16 protein-coding genes are annotated in these 17,842 nt (G+C 60.3%); 6 read left to right on the top strand and 10 right to left on the bottom strand.

The genetic code is table 11. The annotated features are described in order from the left end of the window. Positions 1 to 56: 56 nt before the first annotated feature. Complete coding sequence (gene leuA / locus AC13RM_RS13560; protein ID WP_374821553.1) at positions 57 to 1,730, bottom strand: 2-isopropylmalate synthase; 1,674 nt, start codon at positions 1,728 to 1,730, stop codon at positions 57 to 59. Between the two features lie 291 nt (positions 1,731 to 2,021). On the opposite strand from leuA, the gene AC13RM_RS13555 reads away from it, so the two are divergent. Next, positions 2,022 to 2,843 (top strand): AraC family transcriptional regulator, encoded by an 822-nt coding sequence (locus AC13RM_RS13555; RefSeq protein ID WP_374821550.1) that lies wholly within the window; start codon positions 2,022 to 2,024, stop codon positions 2,841 to 2,843. A gap of 3 nt (positions 2,844 to 2,846) precedes the next feature. On the opposite strand, the gene AC13RM_RS13550 is transcribed toward AC13RM_RS13555, so the two are convergent. The 3 genes from AC13RM_RS13550 to AC13RM_RS13540 all read right to left on the bottom strand — a co-directional run bounded on the left by AC13RM_RS13550 (position 2,847) and on the right by AC13RM_RS13540 (position 6,395). Further along, on the bottom strand, positions 2,847 to 3,404 hold the full coding sequence (locus AC13RM_RS13550; RefSeq protein ID WP_488555181.1) for a GNAT family N-acetyltransferase: 558 nt from the start codon (positions 3,402 to 3,404) through the stop codon (positions 2,847 to 2,849). A gap of 2 nt (positions 3,405 to 3,406) precedes the next feature. After that, positions 3,407 to 4,480: a serine hydrolase domain-containing protein gene (locus AC13RM_RS13545; RefSeq protein WP_374821544.1), complete on the bottom strand. Its 1,074-nt coding sequence runs from the start codon at positions 4,478 to 4,480 to the stop codon at positions 3,407 to 3,409. Positions 4,481 to 4,586: 106 nt separating this feature from the next. Further along, the gene (locus tag AC13RM_RS13540) at positions 4,587 to 6,395 is read right to left on the bottom strand and encodes a diguanylate cyclase (protein WP_374821541.1); all 1,809 of its coding nucleotides are present in this window, start codon (positions 6,393 to 6,395) and stop codon (positions 4,587 to 4,589) included. A 694-nt stretch (positions 6,396 to 7,089) separates the two neighbouring features. Here AC13RM_RS13540 and AC13RM_RS13535 point away from each other — a divergent pair. Genes AC13RM_RS13535 through AC13RM_RS13525 form a run of 3 tightly spaced genes read left to right on the top strand, consistent with a single transcriptional unit; the run spans position 7,090 to position 10,339 of the window. After that, entirely contained in the window at positions 7,090 to 8,604 is a 1,515-nt protein-coding gene (locus AC13RM_RS13535; RefSeq protein ID WP_440478038.1) for a DUF4153 domain-containing protein, read from the top strand. Positions 8,605 to 8,621: 17 nt separating this feature from the next. Further along, entirely contained in the window at positions 8,622 to 9,326 is a 705-nt protein-coding gene (locus AC13RM_RS13530; RefSeq protein WP_374821535.1) for a response regulator, read from the top strand. After that, positions 9,326 to 10,339, top strand: coding sequence for a HAMP domain-containing sensor histidine kinase (locus AC13RM_RS13525; RefSeq protein WP_374821531.1), 1,014 nt, complete (start codon positions 9,326 to 9,328; stop codon positions 10,337 to 10,339). The genes AC13RM_RS13530 and AC13RM_RS13525 overlap by 1 nt, the downstream gene beginning before the upstream one ends. A 92-nt stretch (positions 10,340 to 10,431) precedes the next feature. Here the strand turns inward: AC13RM_RS13525 and AC13RM_RS13520 are convergent, their stop codons facing one another. The 3 genes from AC13RM_RS13520 to AC13RM_RS13510 form a co-directional block, all read right to left on the bottom strand. After that, on the bottom strand, positions 10,432 to 13,827 hold the full coding sequence (locus tag AC13RM_RS13520) for an acyl-[ACP]--phospholipid O-acyltransferase (protein WP_440478037.1): 3,396 nt from the start codon (positions 13,825 to 13,827) through the stop codon (positions 10,432 to 10,434). A gap of 90 nt (positions 13,828 to 13,917) precedes the next feature. Then, positions 13,918 to 14,199: a YiaA/YiaB family inner membrane protein gene (locus tag AC13RM_RS13515; protein ID WP_112335778.1), complete on the bottom strand. Its 282-nt coding sequence runs from the start codon at positions 14,197 to 14,199 to the stop codon at positions 13,918 to 13,920. Between the two features lie 44 nt (positions 14,200 to 14,243). Further along, positions 14,244 to 14,933, bottom strand: a complete 690-nt coding sequence (locus AC13RM_RS13510; protein WP_374821524.1) for a PspA/IM30 family protein — start codon at positions 14,931 to 14,933, stop codon at positions 14,244 to 14,246. A 111-nt stretch (positions 14,934 to 15,044) separates the two neighbouring features. Here AC13RM_RS13510 and AC13RM_RS13505 point away from each other — a divergent pair, with 111 nt between their 5' ends. Next, positions 15,045 to 15,653 (top strand): TetR/AcrR family transcriptional regulator, encoded by a 609-nt coding sequence (locus tag AC13RM_RS13505; protein ID WP_374821521.1) that lies wholly within the window; start codon positions 15,045 to 15,047, stop codon positions 15,651 to 15,653. Positions 15,654 to 15,668: 15 nt separating this feature from the next. On the opposite strand, the gene AC13RM_RS13500 is transcribed toward AC13RM_RS13505, so the two are convergent. Then, a complete protein-coding gene (locus tag AC13RM_RS13500; RefSeq protein WP_374821518.1) occupies positions 15,669 to 16,415 on the bottom strand; it encodes a polysaccharide deacetylase family protein in 747 nt (248 codons plus the stop codon). Between the two features lie 76 nt (positions 16,416 to 16,491). Between AC13RM_RS13500 and AC13RM_RS13495 the strand changes: the two genes are divergently transcribed. Beyond that, complete coding sequence (locus tag AC13RM_RS13495) at positions 16,492 to 16,692, top strand: hypothetical protein (RefSeq protein WP_374821514.1); 201 nt, start codon at positions 16,492 to 16,494, stop codon at positions 16,690 to 16,692. Positions 16,693 to 16,756: 64 nt separating this feature from the next. On the opposite strand, the gene minE is transcribed toward AC13RM_RS13495, so the two are convergent. Then, positions 16,757 to 17,017 (bottom strand): cell division topological specificity factor MinE, encoded by a 261-nt coding sequence (minE, locus tag AC13RM_RS13490; RefSeq protein ID WP_075856156.1) that lies wholly within the window; start codon positions 17,015 to 17,017, stop codon positions 16,757 to 16,759. Then, complete coding sequence (gene minD / locus AC13RM_RS13485; protein WP_285171720.1) at positions 17,014 to 17,829, bottom strand: septum site-determining protein MinD; 816 nt, start codon at positions 17,827 to 17,829, stop codon at positions 17,014 to 17,016. Before minD ends, minE begins: the two co-directional genes overlap by 4 nt. Positions 17,830 to 17,842: the final 13 nt, after the last annotated feature.

Genomic DNA, 17,842 nt, shown 5'->3' with positions numbered 1-17,842 from the left:
AGCAGCCCAGCTATCGGCCGATTTGCGGCCGATAGCGCGAGCGGAACGGACGATCGTCAGCCGGCCGCACTTGCGGCGCTGAGGACCGCCTTAACGGTCGCCGTTGCAACATCTTCATCGATACCGACGCCGAAGACCTGCGATCCGTCCGGCCGGACGCATTGCAGATAAGCGGCCGCCTTTGCATCGCTGCCGCGACGCAATGCGTGCTCCTGATAGTCCATGACGCTCAACTCCACTCCGAAGGCTTCGGCAATCGCCGCCAGCACCGCCGAAACGAGCCCGTTACCGCGACCGCTGACGGCAACATCGCGATTGCCATGGCGAATCCGGCCGGTGAAGATGCGCTCTGCACCCGCTCCCCGGCGAAAACCGCCTTCGTAATCTATAAGGGCAAAGCGCTCGACATCGTCGACATGATAGGCTTGGACGAAAGCCCTCCAGATATCCTCGGCCGTCAGTTCGCGCTTCGTCTCATCGGCGAGGAACTGCACCCGCTTGCTGAAATCGACTTGCATGGCGCGGGGCAACTTCAGGCCTTTGTCCTGCTCGATCACCCAGGCAACCCCGCCCTTCCCCGACTGGCTGTTGACGCGGATGACGGCCTCGTAGCTCTCGCCGATATCGGCGGGATCGACCGGCAGGTAGGGCATTTCCCAGACGCCGTCGTTGCGCCGCTCGTGCGCGGCAAATCCCTTGCGGATCGCATCCTGATGTGACCCGGAGAAGGCCGTGTGCACGAGTTCGCCGGCGTAAGGGTGGCGCGGATGAACGGGCAGGCCGTTGCAATATTCCACCGTCTTGACCACATCGCGGATCGACGGAAAGGTCAGGCCGGGATCGATACCCTGCGTATAGAGGTTCAGCGCCAATGTCACCAGATCGACATTGCCGGTACGCTCGCCGTTGCCGAACAGGCAACCTTCGACCCGATCGGCGCCGGCAAGCAGCGCCTGTTCCGCCGAGGCTACCGCCGTGCCGCGATCATTATGCGGATGTACGCTGATGATGACAACCTCGCGCCGCGAAATATGGCGGCAGAACCATTCTATCTGGTCGGCATAGACATTCGGCATCGCCACTTCCACCGTTGCCGGCAGGTTGAGGATAGCTGGGCGTTCCGCAGTCGGCTGCCAGACATTGAGCACGCGCTCGCAGATTTCGAGCGCGAAATCCGGCTCGGTGAAGCAGAAGGTTTCCGGCGAATATTCGAAGGTCCAGTCGGTCTCCGGCTGCTTCAGGCTTTCCTCCAGCATTGCGGTAACACCGCTGATGGCGAGGTCGACGATCTCGTGTCGTTCCATGCCGAAGACGACGCGGCGGAAGAGCGGTGCGGTCGCATTGTAGAGATGCACGATGGCTTTGCGGGCGCCGATGAGGGATTCGAACGTGCGCGCGATGAGATCGGCGCGCGATTGGGTCAACACCTGGATCGTCACATCCTCGGGGATGCGGTCTTCCTCGATGAGCGCACGGACGAAATCGAACTCGATCTGCGAAGCGGATGGAAAGGCAACCTCGATCTCCTTGAAGCCCGAGGCGAGCAGCATGTCGTAGAAGCGCAGCTTGCGCTCGACATCCATGGGATTGGCGAGCGCCTGGTTTCCGTCGCGCAGATCCGTTGAGAGCCAGCGTGGTGCCTTGTCGAGGTGTCTGTTCGGCCATTGCCGATCCGGCAATTCGATGGGCGAGATAAAGGGTCGGTATTTGGTTTCAGGATTCTTCAGCATGATCCATTCCGTTGCGTGTCGGTCAATTCGGGAGAAAGCGGACAGCAGAATACGGCCGCCGGGATGCCGTCAGGCCCGACGACCGCGGCTAAGTCGCAATGCAATGGAGAGCTGAAGGGAATTACGTCCGATAGATGTGACCGTGACGCCCGCCCATGTGCATAGCGATGCGGCAGCGCGGTGCGGCCGATCCGATCGATGCAGATTATGGGATGAGGCAGACACGAAAGGAAATATCCTGCTGGAAAGGAGCTCTAGGTTACTGCCGGCATCTTTGATATTCTCACGCGCATGGATCAATCATCGTCGCAAAAGGATCAACCCTATCTGCAGCACGGCGCCGATGTCGCTGGAGGCGTCGCCGTCATCGCACATGACGATCATCGCTTCACCAGTTCTCGCCACAGCCATAGGCAGGCACAACTGCTCTACGCCGTCAGCGGCGTAATCTCCTTGACCACGGATAGCGGCACCTGGGTCGTGCCGCCGAGCCGCGCGGTCTGGCTGCCGCCGCATCTCGAGCATGTGACGGCAAGTCATACAAGCGTTCAATTTCGCTCGTTGCTGATCGATGCCGACGGCAGAGATACCCTGCCGAAAGAGTGCATGGTGGTGGAGGTCACCCCGCTCCTGCGTGAGCTCATCCTGCGGCTCGCCGGCCTCGTCGATAAACCCGATCGCAAAGAGGTCGCGAATGCGGTCATTCGCCTCCTGCTTCTTGAACTCACTTTCCTGCCGGCACAGCCGCTGAAGCTACCGCTACCGAAACATCCGGCCCTTACGGCTTTCTGCGAAACCTTGCTCGGCGATCTTGCGAGTACAATCTCGATCGAAGAAGCAGCCAATGGGCTGCATATGAGCCGGGCGACGTTCATGCGGCTATTTCAACGAGAGACAGGACTAAGCTTCGGCCGGTGGCGACAGCAGGCACGCATGTTGAAGGCTCTCACCTTACTCGCGGAAGGACGGACCATTCTCGATGTCGCGCTGGACTGTGGCTATGAGAGCCCGAGCGCCTTCTCGGCTATGTTCCGGCGTTCGCTCGGCAGCTCGCCTCGGGATTATTTTCAATCTGCAACATTGACTGGCGAAACCAGCCAGGGAACGGACTAAGGGCTAGTTCTGCCGGTCGTCAGCTAGGCAACCGAACATGCGGAAATCGTGGAAGGCCTCTTTGAATCGCGCCTTCTGGCGCAGCGTGCCCTCATATTGAAAGCCCGCTTTTTCCAAAACCCGGTCGGAAGCCCCGTTTCCCGGCAACGTCCAGGCTTCGATGCGATTGAGCGAAAAAACGTCGAAGCCGCATCGCACGACGGCGCGTGCCGCTTCGCTCATCAGCCCTTTGCCCCAGGCGGATGGATGCAATTCGTAGCCCAGCTCGGCACATTTGGCGCGCCTATCGAAGCTGTTGAAACGGATGGCACCGAGCAAACGGCCGGAGGCCTGGTCCTCAATAATCCATGAGCAGCCCGTTCCCTTGGGGAAGATCTTGATCATCCATCGCAGAGAGCGCTCGATCTGCGCCATTTTCGGCGCAACAACCCAATTCGAGAACCGTGTGACCTCCGGAATCGAAATCAGCGCATGGAAGTCGTCGCGATCATCCATACTCGCTTCGCGCAGCCGCAGCCGCTCGGTGACAAGTGTGGGAAACTCGGCTTTTGAAGGCGCCATCGTCACGCTTTCAGCAGATTGGCAAGGATGATCTCGCGCCAGACGCGGGTGGGCGTGATCCAGGCATCCCAAGAATTATACTTGCCGGAATAGATGACAGCGGCGATACCCGCATCGGGCATCAGCCAAAGCCTTTGCCCGCCATTTCCAAAGCCGGCATACCACGGGCGCGGACCGTCAAACGCCGGCACCGGTGCATCGCCTGAGAACCACAATCTGCCATAGCTCAAACCGTCCCCGGTCGAAATCGCCGGCGCGAGGGATTGCGCGATCCACTCCTCCGAGACAATCCTCTGGCCGCTCCATACGCCCTTCTGGAGGAAAAGCATGCCGATCTTCAGCAAATCGGGGGCAGTGAGGCGCAACCCGGATGCCGGCGACGCCACGCCGTCACGCCCGGCGTTCCAATGGAATTTTTTAATCCCCAGCGGTTCGAAGAGAGCCTCTCGTGCGAAATCGGGCAGACGCCTACCCGTGCCGCGCTCGATGATCGCGCCCACAAGCGCGACGCTGCCGCCGGAATAAATCCAGCGCGTTCCCGGCTCGGCGATCAGCGGACGCTCCAAGACAAAACGATATCGGTCCGGCGCGTTCTCCATCGCAATTTCGCTGTTCAGCGGGTCGGTATAGGGACGATCCTCGTCCCACTCCATCCCCAGCGTCATCGTCAGTGCGTGGGCGATGGTGATCTTGGCGCGTGCAGGATCTCGGGTGAGATCGCCGTATTCCGGGAACTGCTCATAGAGGGATGCATCCGGCGGCGGCACGAATCCCCTGTCGAGCGCGATGCCATAAAGAAGGCCGGCAATGCTCTTGGTGACGGAGCGAAGATCGTGCAGCGTATCCGCGTCGAAAGCGACGTCCCCGAGCGGGTCTCCCCAATTTTCATCGGAACCGACTGCATAATATTCCAGGCATACACGCCCGGAACGGGCGGCAAGCACGACATGCAGATCGCGCAGCAGGCCGGACTCGATACCGGCTTCAAACTTGCGGCCGAGCCCAGGATCAAAGCCCATGGCCTGCAAGATTTCCTGATCAGACGACAAGGGTGAATTGCTCAGTGTCACGGCCATGAAATCGCCTTCCTCAGTTATGCGACTTTCAGCTCAGGCTACAATCCAAGCATGTATTCAGCAAGGCGCTCACTCGACATTTCGCCGCCGCGGAAGCCCGTCGAAATCAGCTTCGCTCCACCCGCAATTCACCGTCCGCCTCCACGACGAACGCCGCCACCGTCCTATTGCGGCCATTCAGCTTTGCTTTCAGCAAAGCGCCGTCGGCACGGTTGATCAGGGTCGTGGTCGGTCCCGATACTGGGGATGAGGCGACGCCGACGGAGACAGAAAGCGGGCCGACAATCCGCGCGCGATAAGAAAAGGGCGTGCCGAACACGCTCGTGCGCAGCTTCTCGGCGAGCGCAAAACCTTGTTCGTCGGCCATATCGGTGGCGATGACCGTCAACTCCTCCCCGCCGAAGCGGTAGACCGTACCGGCGTCGCCAACCGTATCGGCAACGATCTGCCCGACATGCCGCAACACCTCGTCGCCGGCATCATGGCCAAACTCGTCGTTGAAACGCTTGAAGTGATCGATGTCGATCATCATGCAAATGACCGTGCGGGCGGATTGGTCTCTGTGAAGGTTGTTGAGCGCCTCGTCCAGCGAGCGCCTGTTGAGCAGGCCTGTCAGCGCGTCGCGTACGGCAAGATTGATCAGCCGGTCGCGCAGTTGCAGGTTGGCGATGGCAAGGCCGATATTCTCAGCGATCAGCTCCAGATAGAGCCGCGGCGCATCGGCGGCCGTCGCATCCTTCGTGCGGTCCTCGAAATAAAGCAGGCCGATCGCCTCGCCGAGCGCGGTCAGCGGAACGCAAAGACCCGGCACGCCTGAGTGATCCAGATGCTGACAAGGAATATCGGTATCCGCCACGTGGCTGACATGCGGGCGGCCACGGCGCAGGCCCCAGCAGGCGGAAGCGGCAAAGGAAGTCTCAGTATGTTCGGGCTCCAGCCACCGGCTGACTTCGCTGAGCGTCGTCCTGCTTTCGTTCATCGTGTAGAGGCATCCCGCGACGCCAGGAAAGATCTGCGGCACGAAGAGCGCAACGACTTCGGCAAGCTCATTCTGGGCGTAGCAGGCCTGCAGGCGGTGCATCATCTGCAGAATGAGATCCTTCGTCTCCAGATCGCGTTTGCGCTCGGCGTCGAGGCGGTTCCGCTCCAGACCGTTCTCGCGGAAGATCTGTATCGCATCGTTCATCTCGCCGATCTCGTCACGGCGGCGATCGGTCGGCACCTCGACGGCATAGTCCTGTCTTGCCAGCCGGTTGACGATCCCGGTCATGCGCACCAGCGGCAGCGCCACCCGGCGCCGCAGTATGAAATAGAGCACGCCGAGGAATATGACCGCCGTCAAGGCGAGCATCACTTTGGCAATATTGGCCCAGAGATCGCTGCGTGCCTGCGCGGAACGGAAAGCGGCCTCCGTGCGCGCCGTCGCCAGGGCGCGAAACTGATTGACACTATTGAGCAGTGCCGTCTGGAAGCGCTCGTGCTCAGGGCCGAACAGCGTATCGCGCGCACCCGTCTGATTGCCGCTGGTATAGGCGGCGACCGCCGCCGCCTCCACCTTATCGAGCGCCTCCGCATTAACCGCCACCTCCTCGATGACCTGACGCTCGGCATCCGGAATGCCGAGGCCGCGCAGGGCATTGATCGCCGTATCACGGCGGCGCTCTTCACCTTCGTCAATGGTGAAGGCATCCAGGTGCCTCTCCTCGCCGCGTATGACATAGAGACGGGCTTCGTCCGTCGTTTCCTCCGCGCCGAGCGCAAGCTCCTCGCCCATGCTGTTCAGCAACAGATGCTGCTCCACGGCCTGCCGCTCCTGCACAGCGCTTCGGGCCGAGAGAATGAATGCCACAGCCGACAGCACGGTCAGGACCACGGTGATACCGTAGGCCCAATTCGTAATTGTGGTAATTCTCATCTGCCGTCCTTTGCGCCCTTTTCAGACATTTCTAAAGTACATGCCATGCCGAGCCCTCAATTATGACATGCAGCCACGGGATCAAGCGAGAATATACAGCGTGGAAAGCTTATTCCCGGCGCATAGGCACCAACCCTCGTCTGCATCGCGCGGCGCGGAGACCTGCGGGCGTCGCGATCTTCTGACGAGAACCTCGGTTGCGGCCAGGCGGCTGCTTCCGAGGTTCCCGGCTGTCGTCAGGGGTGAGTACGACAGCCGCGTCAACAAATCGATTTTCAGACCGGCAATCCATAGGCCGACTGGAAGCTGGGAAATATATGCTTAAGTTCCACAAGTGACTGCCCCATTTCGAGACATCTTTCACGCAATGCTAAAATTTATCCTGTTAGGATTAGCCTTGCGCACGGCGATTGTTGTTCAGATCTCAGACAAGTGCGATGATTTGAACTTTCAGATCTAAGTCACTTTCCTGAATAGCTCCTCGCCTTCTGCACAGATTCTGCAAAGACAGGCGCCATCGTCGCGCTATGAACAACAGGCCCGAGACAATCACCGCCCTGCCCGCCCGCTTGCCGCGCAGCTTTCTCAAGGAAGGCTGGTGGCTCGAGGACGATCGCCACCCTCAAGCCGATCCGCCCGCTCATGGGGCCAAGATCATACTCTTCGCCGAACATCTCGCCCGGAGCCGATGCCGATGAGCCTATCCGATGCAGCAGCCCTTCCCTCAAACTCCACAAACGAATCCCATCGTAAATTCCTCACATTCATTGCCCTTCTCGCCTTGGCCGACCTTCTGCTTTTCGACAGGCAACCCGGCCTCAATCTTTTTATCTTCACCAATGCCGTTGCCGCCGGTCTACTGATCTCCTCCCGAAAAAGGCAATCCATTCCAAAAATCGCGGTGCTTGTCGCCCTCAGCCTTGTCGCGTCCACGCCCCTTGCCGAAGCCACCTCCTGGATGGGTATCGCAATCAGCCTTCTCAGTCTTTGCTTGATCTCGCTCGGCATCGGCGGATTGACCCCTTCGCAGCGGATCCGCCTGCCGCTCGTGCTGCTGCGCTTCCTTCTGGACGTGCCGGCACGGCCTTTTCGCCGCGCGAGCTATCGCTGGCTGGAGCGTCTGCAAAAGCCGTCACCGTATGGCGTGCGGCATCATCTTCGCAACTGGATCATGCCGCTGGTTTTTGCCGCTGGCTTTCTTGCCCTTTTTGCAGCCGCCAATCCGCTGATTGACAAGACGCTGCGCAGCATCGACCTTACCTTCCTGCTGCAGCTGTTCAGCATATGGCGCATCGGCTTCTGGCTTGCCGTTGCAGCCTTCTTGTCCCTGCTGCTTCGTCCACGTCTCATGCGGCGGCGGCGCCGTCGACGCGATGTCCCTGATATCGCAACCGGAGCTGAAGACAAGGACATGCTGTTCGGCCATGGTGCCCTGCTGCGTTCGTTGCTGGTCTTCAATGCGCTGTTTGCCGTGCAGACGCTGCTCGATCTTACCTATCTCTGGGGTGGAGCAAGCCTGCCCGATGGCATGAGCCATGCCGAATACGCTCATCGCGGTGCCTATCCGCTGCTACTCACCGCAATCCTTGCCGCCGTCTTCGTACTTGCTGCCATGCGGCGCGGCGGGCCGGGCGATAGAAGTCCCCTGCTTCGCGGCCTGGTGCATCTGTGGATCGCGCAGAACATCCTGCTCTGCCTTTCCTCCATTCTGCGGCTCGATCTCTATGTCGAAGTCTATTCGCTGACGGAGTTGCGTGTTGCGGCCGGCATCTGGATGGGGCTGGTCGCAGTCGGCCTCTTTCTCATCCTCCTGCGCATCCTGCTTCGTCGCTCCAACGAGTGGCTGATCGCGTTAAGCTCCGCGATGCTGGTTCTCACACTCTATGCCGCAGCGCTCGCCGATATTCCCGCCTTCATCGCCCGCTTCAACGTTGCCCATAGCCGCGAGATATCGGGCGAAGGCATCGTGCTCGATCTTGATTATCTCTCGACGCTCGGCCCGGCGGCCATTCCAGCGCTCGATACCTATCTGGCATCGCTGCCTGCCGACGCGGATGCCCGCAGGGTGGGCGAAACATTATTATGGCAGCATATCGGACGCCCGCGCGACTGGCGAAGCTGGACATATCGCGACGCCCGCCTCGACGACTACCTCAAACAGACACAACTCTTGCAAGATCAGGCGGAAACGAAGAAAACGAATGGGTGAACCAGGACCCTTACAGCATGGCCCAGCGCATCCTCGTCGCCGACGACGAACCGAATATTCGCGACGTGATCTGCTTCGCGCTCGACCGCGCCGGCATGAAGACGACGACCGCGCGCAACGGCACAGAGGCCATGATGGCCTTTCACAAAGGCGGTCTCGATCTGATCGTTCTCGACGTTGGCATGCCCGACATGGATGGGCTGGAAGTCTGTCGCCGCATTCGCAAGACATCGAATCTTCCGATCCTCTTCCTGTCGGCACGCGACGAGGAAATCGACAGGATCCTCGGCCTGGAAATCGGCGGCGACGATTATGTCACCAAACCCTTCAGCCCGCGTGAACTGGTCGCGCGGGTCCGGACCATCTTGAAGCGAAGCGGCCATGGCTCGGAGCCGGATGCGACCAATGGCTCGGTGTCCGTAGGATCTCTGCGTCTCAATCGCGGTGGCCGCACCGCCAGCTTCGCCGATATGCCGCTCACCTTGACGGCGCTCGAATTCTCGATCCTCGACACGTTATTGTCGCGCCCCGGGATCGTTTTCAGCCGCGATCAACTGATGGAGGCGGCCTATGGCGCTGACATGCAGGTGGCCGACCGCACCATAGACAGCCATATCCGCAATCTCCGCGCCAAGCTTTCGGCCGTCGGCGGCAAGGGCATCATCGCCACGGTGCACGGTATCGGCTTCAAACTGACATCGGCCGCGGAAGGAAGCGTCTGATGCGCGCGCCAAGGGTAAAGCCGAAATGGCGGCCGCCGCTTGCCCTCATCGTCTATGCCGTGCTTCTGACCGTGATGACGCTACCGATGCTCACGATCATCTGGTTTCGCGTCATGCGCGCCGCCTCCGGCGCTATGGCGCCGGCGGAGATTGCGACGCTTGCCGCCGTTCTGATCCTCACTCTTATCGTCGCCTATGTGCTGACGCGCACGCTGACTACGCCGATCAATGCCCTAATTGCCCGAACCGAAGAGATCGCCCGCGGCGGACGATCCGCAATCCGGCCGCTCGAAATCTACGGCACGCGCGAGGTCGCCACCCTTTCGCAGAGCTTTCTCGATCTCGCCGGCAAGCTCGTCGACCATTCCGATTATGTCCGTTCCTTCGCCACCCACGTTTCCCACGAGCTGAAATCGCCCTTGACCTCGATCAAGGGAGCGGCGGAACTGCTGCGCGACGATGACGACAGCCATCCGATGAGCCCGGAGCAGCGCAACCGCTTTCTCGGAAACATCATCGCCGACACCGAACGGCTGGATCGGCTATTGTCGCGACTGCGGGAGCTGGCAAAGGCCGAGCTTCCATCCCAACAGGGCTCCAGCAGCCTTCGCGCTGTCATTGCCCAGTTGGAGATGCAATTTCGCCAATTGGCGATTATCGACGAAGGCAGCACCGACGAGATGCTGGCACTGCCTGGCGAGGCCGCAAGCATCATCTTTGCCAATCTGGCGGAAAATGCCTTTCAGAACGGCGCCACAAGCCTTGCAATCAAGGCAAGCGGCGAAGGGCGGAGAATGACGATCCAGGTGCGCGATAACGGGCGCGGCATTGCCGAAGGCAATCGGGATCGCATCTTCGAACCCTTCTTCTCGACGCGCCGGGACGATGGCGGCACGGGCATGGGCCTTGGCATCGTCAGAGCAATGCTCGCTTCCCACGGAGGCAGCATCGAATTGCGTGAGAGCAGCGGGGATGGGACGATATTTCAGATCATCCTTCCCATCGCCGCCTGAAACGGCGCACTCCGCCATGAGCCGGCGGCGGCAACAAAAAAGCGGCCGAAGGCTAAAACCATCGGCCGCTCTATTGTTTTAAAATCAGGAGCTTACGCCGCCTGTGACTGCGCTTGAGCTTCCAAAGCCATCGCGCGCGCGGTGACAAAATCGACCTTGCCGGAGCCGAGGACCGGCACCTTGCCGACGGTCACTTCGGCGGGAACCATCATTTCTGTGGCACCCTTCGATTTCGCGAAGGCGAGGAAATCGCTTCGGGTCGCACCCGGCGCATCGGTCAGGAGCACGAGACGCTCGCCTTTCTTGGCATCTGGTACGGACGAGACGACGCTCAGGGCACCCGGCCAGAGCTGTGCGGCAAGCGTTTCCACTGCGGCAAGCGAGATCATCTCACCGCCGATCTTGGCGAAGCGCTTGGCTCGGCCGCGGATCTTGACGAAACCGTCCTCATCGATGGTGACGATGTCGCCGGTATCGTGCCAACCTTCCGGCAGCGGCTCGAGAACGCCGGGATTGTCGGCGCGCAGGTAGCCGGCCATGACGTTGGCACCCCGGATGAGAAGGCGGCCGCCCTCATCGATGCCGGGAACCGGCTCGAGCTTCCATTCCATGCCCGGCATGATCTTGCCGACCGTTCCGGTGCGATTGTACATCGGCGTGTTCAGCGAGATCACCGGAGCCGCTTCGGTCACGCCATAGCCTTCCAGGATGCGCAGGCCGAATTTCTCCATATAGACCTCGCGGGTCGATGCCTTCACGGGCTCGGCGCCCGAGAAGATGTAGCGGATCGACCGCAAGTCATAAGGATGCGCTGTGCGGACATAGCCGTTCAGGAACGTATCCGTGCCGAAGACGATGGTTGCATTGGAGACGTAGATCAGTTCCGGCACGATGCGATAGTGCAGCGGCGATGGATAGAAGAACACCGGCACGCCCGAGACGAGCGGCAGGATGGTGCCTGCCGTCAGGCCGAAGGAGTGGAACATTGGCAGGACGTTGAACACCTTGTCGCCCGGGTGGAAGTCGATGCGAGAGGCGGCCTGGGCGGCATTCGAGAGGACATTGCGGTGCGTCAGCACCACGCCCTTCGGCGCCCCTTCCGAACCGGAGGTGAAGAGGATGACGGCTGGATCGTCGGCGCTGCGCTTCACCAGCGGCCGATACTTGCGCATGAGGCCGGCGATCTTGTTGAGGAAGGTCACCTGCGTGCGCAGTTCATCCAGCCAGACGAAGGTCACCTGCTTTTCCAACTCTTCGACCACCGGACCGAGTTTGGCCTGCGTGACGAAGGCGCGCGAGCAGAGCACGTGCTTGACCTCGGCCGTCCGGCAGGCGGACAGGATGTTGGCCGCACCGGCGGTAAAGTTCAGCATGGCCGGAACCTTGCCCGCCGACATGACGCCGAGGACAGTCGCGGCCGTGCCATTGGCATTCGGCAGCATGACGCCGAGCGTCTTCTCGTTCGGGAACATCTTCTTGAACTTCGCACCCAGCACCGCAGCCCCGGTCAGGAGCTTGGCGTAGGAGAGCTTGCCGGCAATCGGGTCCTCGACGGCGAGCTTCTTGCCGCCATATTCATGGGCGCTGTCGATAACGCGGCCGAGGACTGTATTGTTGGTGTCGGCGGTGCGGAACATCAGCGCCGACATGATCTGGTAGAGAGCGGCACCCGCGGCAATGCGGCGCTTCCTGCCCTTGAGTTCCGCGGGAACGTCGAGCTTGACCGGCTCCAGGATCGTCACCTTGACCTTGGGGAAGAGGCGGCGGCGAACATGGTTCGACGTCAGATACGAGGCATAACTTTTTTCCAGACCATCGATGCGCACGGGCACGATCATCGCGCCGGTCTTGTCGGCGACCATGGCGGCACCATCATAGACCTTCATCAGCGTACCGGTGACGGTCAGGCGCCCCTCGGGGAAGATGCCGACCGGGCTGCCATCCTGGATGACCTTGATCAGCGAGCGCGTCGCCATCGGCTTGGTGGGATCAAGCGGCAGGAACTTGCACATCTTCAAAAGCGGCCGCACCCACCACTTGTTTGCGAAGGCATAGTCGATGGCGAAAACAGGCTCTTCCTCGGTGATGGCAAGCGCCAAGGCACCGTCGAGCAGGCTCACATGGTTGAGCGCGATGATCGGCGCGGGGCCTGCCTTGCGGATGTTCTCAAGGCCCTCGACCTCCAGCCGCATGAAGGCGCGGAAGATGATGGAGATGAGATCACGGAAGGCATTGGTCGGCAGCATTTTCAGCATCAACCAGGCAATCGCGATGTTGAGTACGGAGATGCTGAGAATGATGACCGGGATCGACAGACCCACCGCTTGAAGCACGGCCACAAGCGCCAAGCCCACAGCAATGAAGAGAGCGGACAGCACGTTCGATGCGCCGATGACGCGGGCGCGGCGATCCTCATTCGCCCAGCTCTGCATGGCCGAGAAGGTCGGAACGGCCAAGAAAGCACCGCCGATCGCCATGCCGGCCAGATCGATGGCGACGCGGATCGTTTTCGGTCCGGCGAAGAAGGCGAGAATGGTTTCGGCATGGCTGGTCGATTGCAAGCCCCATAGGTTCCAGCCGAGATCGAGACCGAAGAGCGCGACGATCAGCATGCCGATCGGCGCCGGCAAAAGCACGATGCGGCCGGCAGCCATCCAGCCGACAATGGCCGAGCCGATGGCGACGGATATGGCGAAGATCGCCAGATAGGCGGGAACGACGATTTCCGAGCCGCCGAGAATGTCAGTGACCATGACCGGCAGCATCGACATGATGAAGGCGCCGACGAACCAGAACCAGCAGTTCATCAGCGACGCCCGCCAGATGCGGCTATCGGCACGAAGCTCGTTGACCAGCCTGTAGCTGGAGCGCACGACATTGGTGTCGACGACGAGATCAGGCGCCTTGGAACCGGTCGAGGGGATCATGCGGGCGGCAAACCAGCAGAGGATGGAAAGCCCCATCATCATCGGCCCGAAGATCCAGACATTTTCGCCCTCGCGGAAGGCAATGGCGGCGACCATCGTGCCGGTGAGAATGGCGATGAAGGTGCCGCCTTCGATCCAGGCGTTGGCCTTGGGGAGGTCCCGGTTTGCCAGATGATCAGGCAGGATGCCGTATTTGATCGGCCCGAAGAGCGAGGAAATGACGCCGAAGCCGAAGAGGGCGAGCATCAGGATCCAGATCGAGGAGAAGGCGATGCCGACCACCGAGATCGCCGCCACCAGGAGCTCGCAGCGCTTGAGAAGCTCCGCCATCCTGGCCTTGTCGTATTTGTCGGCAAGCTCACCGGCAATCGCTGACAAGAGCAGGAACGGCACGATGAAGATGCCGCCGGCAAGTGTGACCAGCGCCGCACCCTCCGTCGCCATCTGCGCGAGAATAACGAAAACCAGAGTCTGCTTTAAGAAATTGTCGTTGAATGCAGTCAGGAATTGCGTCCAGAACAGCGGCGCGAACTTCCTCGATCTCATCAGGTGCGTTTGCATGGCGTATCCCTCATTCGGCCAACAGGACGCCACAGAGTTGTTACGCAAAGGTTGAGCGCGGATACAACTCTACAGCGTCGTTAATAAAGATTAGTCCTGACCGTCACGATTGAACTTAACCAGAAGCTTTTCCGTACGGGCATCTTCTACCTTGCGGATCAGCTTGTCAGCCTCGCTGTTGTCACGAACAGTCTTGGTGACGTTGACCGCCGTCTGCACCAGCATCAGGATGCCCATGGCGAGATAGCCTTTGCCCCAGAGATCGATCGGCATCATGTAAAGGCCGACGAGGAGCATGAAAGCGGCGGCAGCAAAAGAAATGTAGGAGAAGCTGACCCAAGCCTGGGAATGTTTCTGAAAGCTGTCGTTCATAATCATATCCTCTCAACTATCTAATGTTTTGATGGGTTTGTTTTTCAGGCTGCTGAATTCATGCGCTCACGCAGGCGGGCCAGCACATCGTCGGCCGAAGCGCCGAGCGGTGCGCCGCAGCCGGCATTGGCGAGTTTTTCGATGATGTGTGCCTGCCGGCTCGCAGCATCCATTTCCTTCATGGCCGAGGCTGCGATCTCGCAGCGGCTCTGATAGGCCTGAAGACGGGCAAGCGTCTCCTCGGCCTCATCGAGCGTTGCCAGACCGGAATTGTCGTCGCAGGCGGCATTGAGCTTCTGCGTCCGCTCCGTGGCGCGCGCCAGGCGCTCGCCGCGTTGCAGTTCCTGCAGCCGCGCTTCCGCTGTGCGAACGGTCGCCTTGAGTTTGCCGATCGTCTGAGTGAATTGCGCCTGGGCCTTCTCGGAAGCATCCCGCTCGGCTTCGAGCTGGGCGATTGCCTCGGCCGCCTCCCGGGCAAGGTCGTCGCCTCCCTTCTGCAGGGCGGCAACGGCGCGCGTTTCCAGATCCGCAATACGGCCGATGATCGCTGCGTGGCGGTTCTTTTCCTGCTCATTCTGCGCGATGGCAATCGCCACAGCCCGCCGCGCCGACTGAATGGCGCTGGCCGCCTCACGGATCTGTTGTGCAAGCAAGGGCACTGCATTGCGATTGATGAACGCCTGTTCCGCATCATAGGCCCGACCGCGAATGAGCGTCAGAATTGAATTGAACATTTGTCGTCTCCCGTTTATGAACGATGTTCACGAAACGATGTATGCCAGAATCATGAACGTTGTTCAACAACAATTTTGAACAACGTTCAAGAAATAGAATTGGAATAGCTGATGGCGAGAAAAACCCTGGAAAAGCGCGAGGACCTGAAGCTCAGGTTGATCGAGGCGGCGCGCAATCGCATCGCTGCAGACGGGCTCTCAAACCTGAGGGCGCGCGATGTCACCCAGGATGTAGGGTGCGCCCTTGGCGGCCTCTATACGGTCTTCGCCGATCTCGACGATCTTGTTATTCACGTCAATTCGGCGACGCTGAAGGCGCTTGAGACATCGCTGGCGCTGACGGAGGTTCGGGATCACACGCCAGCCGACCGGCTGCGCAATCTCGCGCGCGGCTATCTGCGCTTTGCGGTCACCCATCGCAATCTATGGAAGGCGCTCTTCGATCATCGCCCGCCGGATGACCGCCCGAGCCCCGAGTGGCACCTGGAAGAGCATATGTTCCTGATGGGCGTCATTGCCGAGCCGCTGGCAGAATTGCAGCCGAATATGTCGGAGACGGCACGCGCGATTCGGGCAAGAACGCTGTTCGGGGCTGTACACGGCGTCGTCAGCATCAGCCTGGAAGGACGGTTTGTCGGTCTGCCGATCGAAAGCCTGGAACAGGAACTCGACGACTTCATCCTGACGGTCGCAGCCGGAGCCGCGGCACGACAAGGCTAGCCGGATTTATGGCTTTTAAGGCTTCGAGGGCGCATAATTCCTGATATCGCCGAAAGCGTAGCCACGATCCCGCAGCTTGCGGATCAGCGACTGCAGATTTTCGCGGCCGTTGAACTGGTCCTGAAACATCTCGTCATGCATCAGCAGGATCATCTTGCCCCGCTGCGTGAAACGACCGTACTGGAAAAGATGATCGATCTCATTGACGAGATGGTCCACCGATTGGACCGGCTTGCCGTCATCGCTGTGCACCCATTCGAAATCCCAGCCATAGAGATAGAACCCCGCGTCGGCGACGAGTTCATAATCCAGCCACTCACGCTCCCATTGGGCGACGTTGATGGATAGATCCTCCCTCGATACGGTCGGAAGCCGAAAGACATCCCTGCCCGGCAGCCGCGCATTGACGATCGGCGTCAGACCGAGCACTTCATTGGCGTGCAGCATGTCTGCAACCACGGCCTGGGTGTTGGAATAGTATCGTCGGTAACGATTATTGGCGTGGCTGTAGCTGTGATTGCCGACGGTTACCAACGGCATGGCCTTGGCCTCCGCCAGGAGATCGCGCCCGGCGGGAATGGTTTCGACATGTTGGCCGACCATGAACATGGCGGCGGGGACATTTTCCTGGCTTAGCACGGAAAGAATGTTCTTCGTTCCAGGCAAGGGCCCATCATCGAATGTCAGATAGATCGTCTTATCCGCCGCTTCAGCGGAGATAGCGCAAACAGCGGCAAAGATGCCGGCGAGCAGCCATCTCAAGACCGCCTTCCATCGATAATTCAATCCGCCCAAGCCAGCCGCCTCCCCGTATCATCGCCGCAAACTGGCATATCGCATGGAACAAGAAAAGCGCCGCAAGCACGACAAAAGCAAAGGGCGCTCTACCCATTTCTGGGGAGCGCCCTTGCTTTTTAACCCGGACAGCAAACGCCGGCTCGACACAGAAATGTCAGCACGGCAGGCCATCGATACAGGTGATGACCGGCAGATAAGCGCGAATCGCATCCTTTGCAAGAGCCGGCTGCGAAAATTTTAGCAATTCTGCCACACGAGAGAGCCATGTGACAGAATTCGCACATTTGACAGGCTTTAGCCGCTCGTCAAGCGGCCTGCAAGGCCGCGTCACGCGGGATCTCGACATCGATCTCCAGCATGGAGACGTCCTTGTCGCGATCCATCTTCACCTGCACCTTGTCGCGATCGACCTGCACATGCTTGGCGATGACGGCGAGGATTTCCTCTCTCAGCACGGATACGAGATCCGAGCCCACGGAGGCACGCTCGTGGGCAAGGAGGATCTGCAGGCGCTCGCGCGCCATGGGTGCAGATCTCTGCTTGCGGAACAGTCCGAAAATGCTCATGCGGCCCTCCTTGCGAAGATCTTGCCGAAGATACCCCGCTTTTCGCCGGGGATGGCGATCGGCACCTGCTCGCCGGCAAGACGGCGTGCGGCATCGAAATAGGCAAGCGACGGCGCACAGCGCGCATCGGCAAGCGTGACCGGCGAGCCGAGGTTGGAGGCGCGCAGGACATCGGTGCTTTCCGGGATAATGCCGAGGAGCGGAATGGAGAGGATCTCCAGCACGTCGTCGACCTTCAGCATGTCGCCGCGTTCGGCGCGGCCGGCGTCGAAGCGGGTCAGCAGCAGGTGCTTCTCCATGCGCTCGCCGCGCTCGGCCTTCAGCGTCTTGGAGTCCAGCAGGCCGATGATGCGGTCGGAATCGCGCACCGAGGAGACTTCCGGGTTGGTGACGACTACGGCGACGTCAGCATGGCGCATGGCTAGGGTGGCGCCGCGCTCGATACCGGCCGGGCTGTCGCAGATGACCCAATCGAAATAGTTCTTGAGCTCGTTGATGACGCGCTCGACACCCTCGGGCGTCAGATTGTCCTTGTCGCGGGTCTGCGAAGCCGGCAGGAGGAAGAGCGTCTCCAACCGCTTGTCGCGGATCAGCGCCTGCGGCAGCTTGGCATCGCCGTGAATGACGTTGACGAGGTCATAGACCACGCGGCGTTCCGCGCCCATGACCAGATCGAGGTTGCGCAGACCGACGTCGAAATCGACCACGACGACCTTTTCGTTTCTCTGTGCCAGAGCCGCCCCCAATGCGGCCGTCGAAGTCGTCTTTCCAACTCCGCCCTTGCCTGATGTGACGACGATTACCTTGCCCATCTTGCTCTCCTGT

Source organism: Martinezella sp. CNPSo 3732, from assembly GCF_057784515.1.
This window is presented reverse-complemented; position numbering and strand designations above follow the sequence as displayed.

Excerpts from the sequence above, each read along its gene's own strand:
- leuA (WP_374821553.1), bottom strand. The coding sequence starts at position 1,730 with ATGCTGAAGAATCCTGAAACCAAATACCGACCCTTTATCTCGCCCATC.
- AC13RM_RS13555 (WP_374821550.1), top strand. The coding sequence starts at position 2,022 with ATGGATCAATCATCGTCGCAAAAGGATCAACCCTATCTGCAGCACGGC.
- AC13RM_RS13550 (WP_488555181.1), bottom strand. The coding sequence starts at position 3,404 with ATGGCGCCTTCAAAAGCCGAGTTTCCCACACTTGTCACCGAGCGGCTG.
- AC13RM_RS13545 (WP_374821544.1), bottom strand. The coding sequence starts at position 4,480 with ATGGCCGTGACACTGAGCAATTCACCCTTGTCGTCTGATCAGGAAATC.
- AC13RM_RS13540 (WP_374821541.1), bottom strand. The coding sequence starts at position 6,395 with ATGAGAATTACCACAATTACGAATTGGGCCTACGGTATCACCGTGGTC.
- AC13RM_RS13535 (WP_440478038.1), top strand. The coding sequence starts at position 7,090 with ATGAGCCTATCCGATGCAGCAGCCCTTCCCTCAAACTCCACAAACGAA.
- AC13RM_RS13530 (WP_374821535.1), top strand. The coding sequence starts at position 8,622 with ATGGCCCAGCGCATCCTCGTCGCCGACGACGAACCGAATATTCGCGAC.
- AC13RM_RS13525 (WP_374821531.1), top strand. The coding sequence starts at position 9,326 with ATGCGCGCGCCAAGGGTAAAGCCGAAATGGCGGCCGCCGCTTGCCCTC.
- AC13RM_RS13520 (WP_440478037.1), bottom strand. The coding sequence starts at position 13,827 with ATGCAAACGCACCTGATGAGATCGAGGAAGTTCGCGCCGCTGTTCTGG.
- AC13RM_RS13515 (WP_112335778.1), bottom strand. The coding sequence starts at position 14,199 with ATGAACGACAGCTTTCAGAAACATTCCCAGGCTTGGGTCAGCTTCTCC.
- AC13RM_RS13510 (WP_374821524.1), bottom strand. The coding sequence starts at position 14,933 with ATGTTCAATTCAATTCTGACGCTCATTCGCGGTCGGGCCTATGATGCG.
- AC13RM_RS13505 (WP_374821521.1), top strand. The coding sequence starts at position 15,045 with ATGGCGAGAAAAACCCTGGAAAAGCGCGAGGACCTGAAGCTCAGGTTG.
- AC13RM_RS13495 (WP_374821514.1), top strand. The coding sequence starts at position 16,492 with ATGGAACAAGAAAAGCGCCGCAAGCACGACAAAAGCAAAGGGCGCTCT.
- minE (WP_075856156.1), bottom strand. The coding sequence starts at position 17,017 with ATGAGCATTTTCGGACTGTTCCGCAAGCAGAGATCTGCACCCATGGCG.
- minD (WP_285171720.1), bottom strand. The coding sequence starts at position 17,829 with ATGGGCAAGGTAATCGTCGTCACATCAGGCAAGGGCGGAGTTGGAAAG.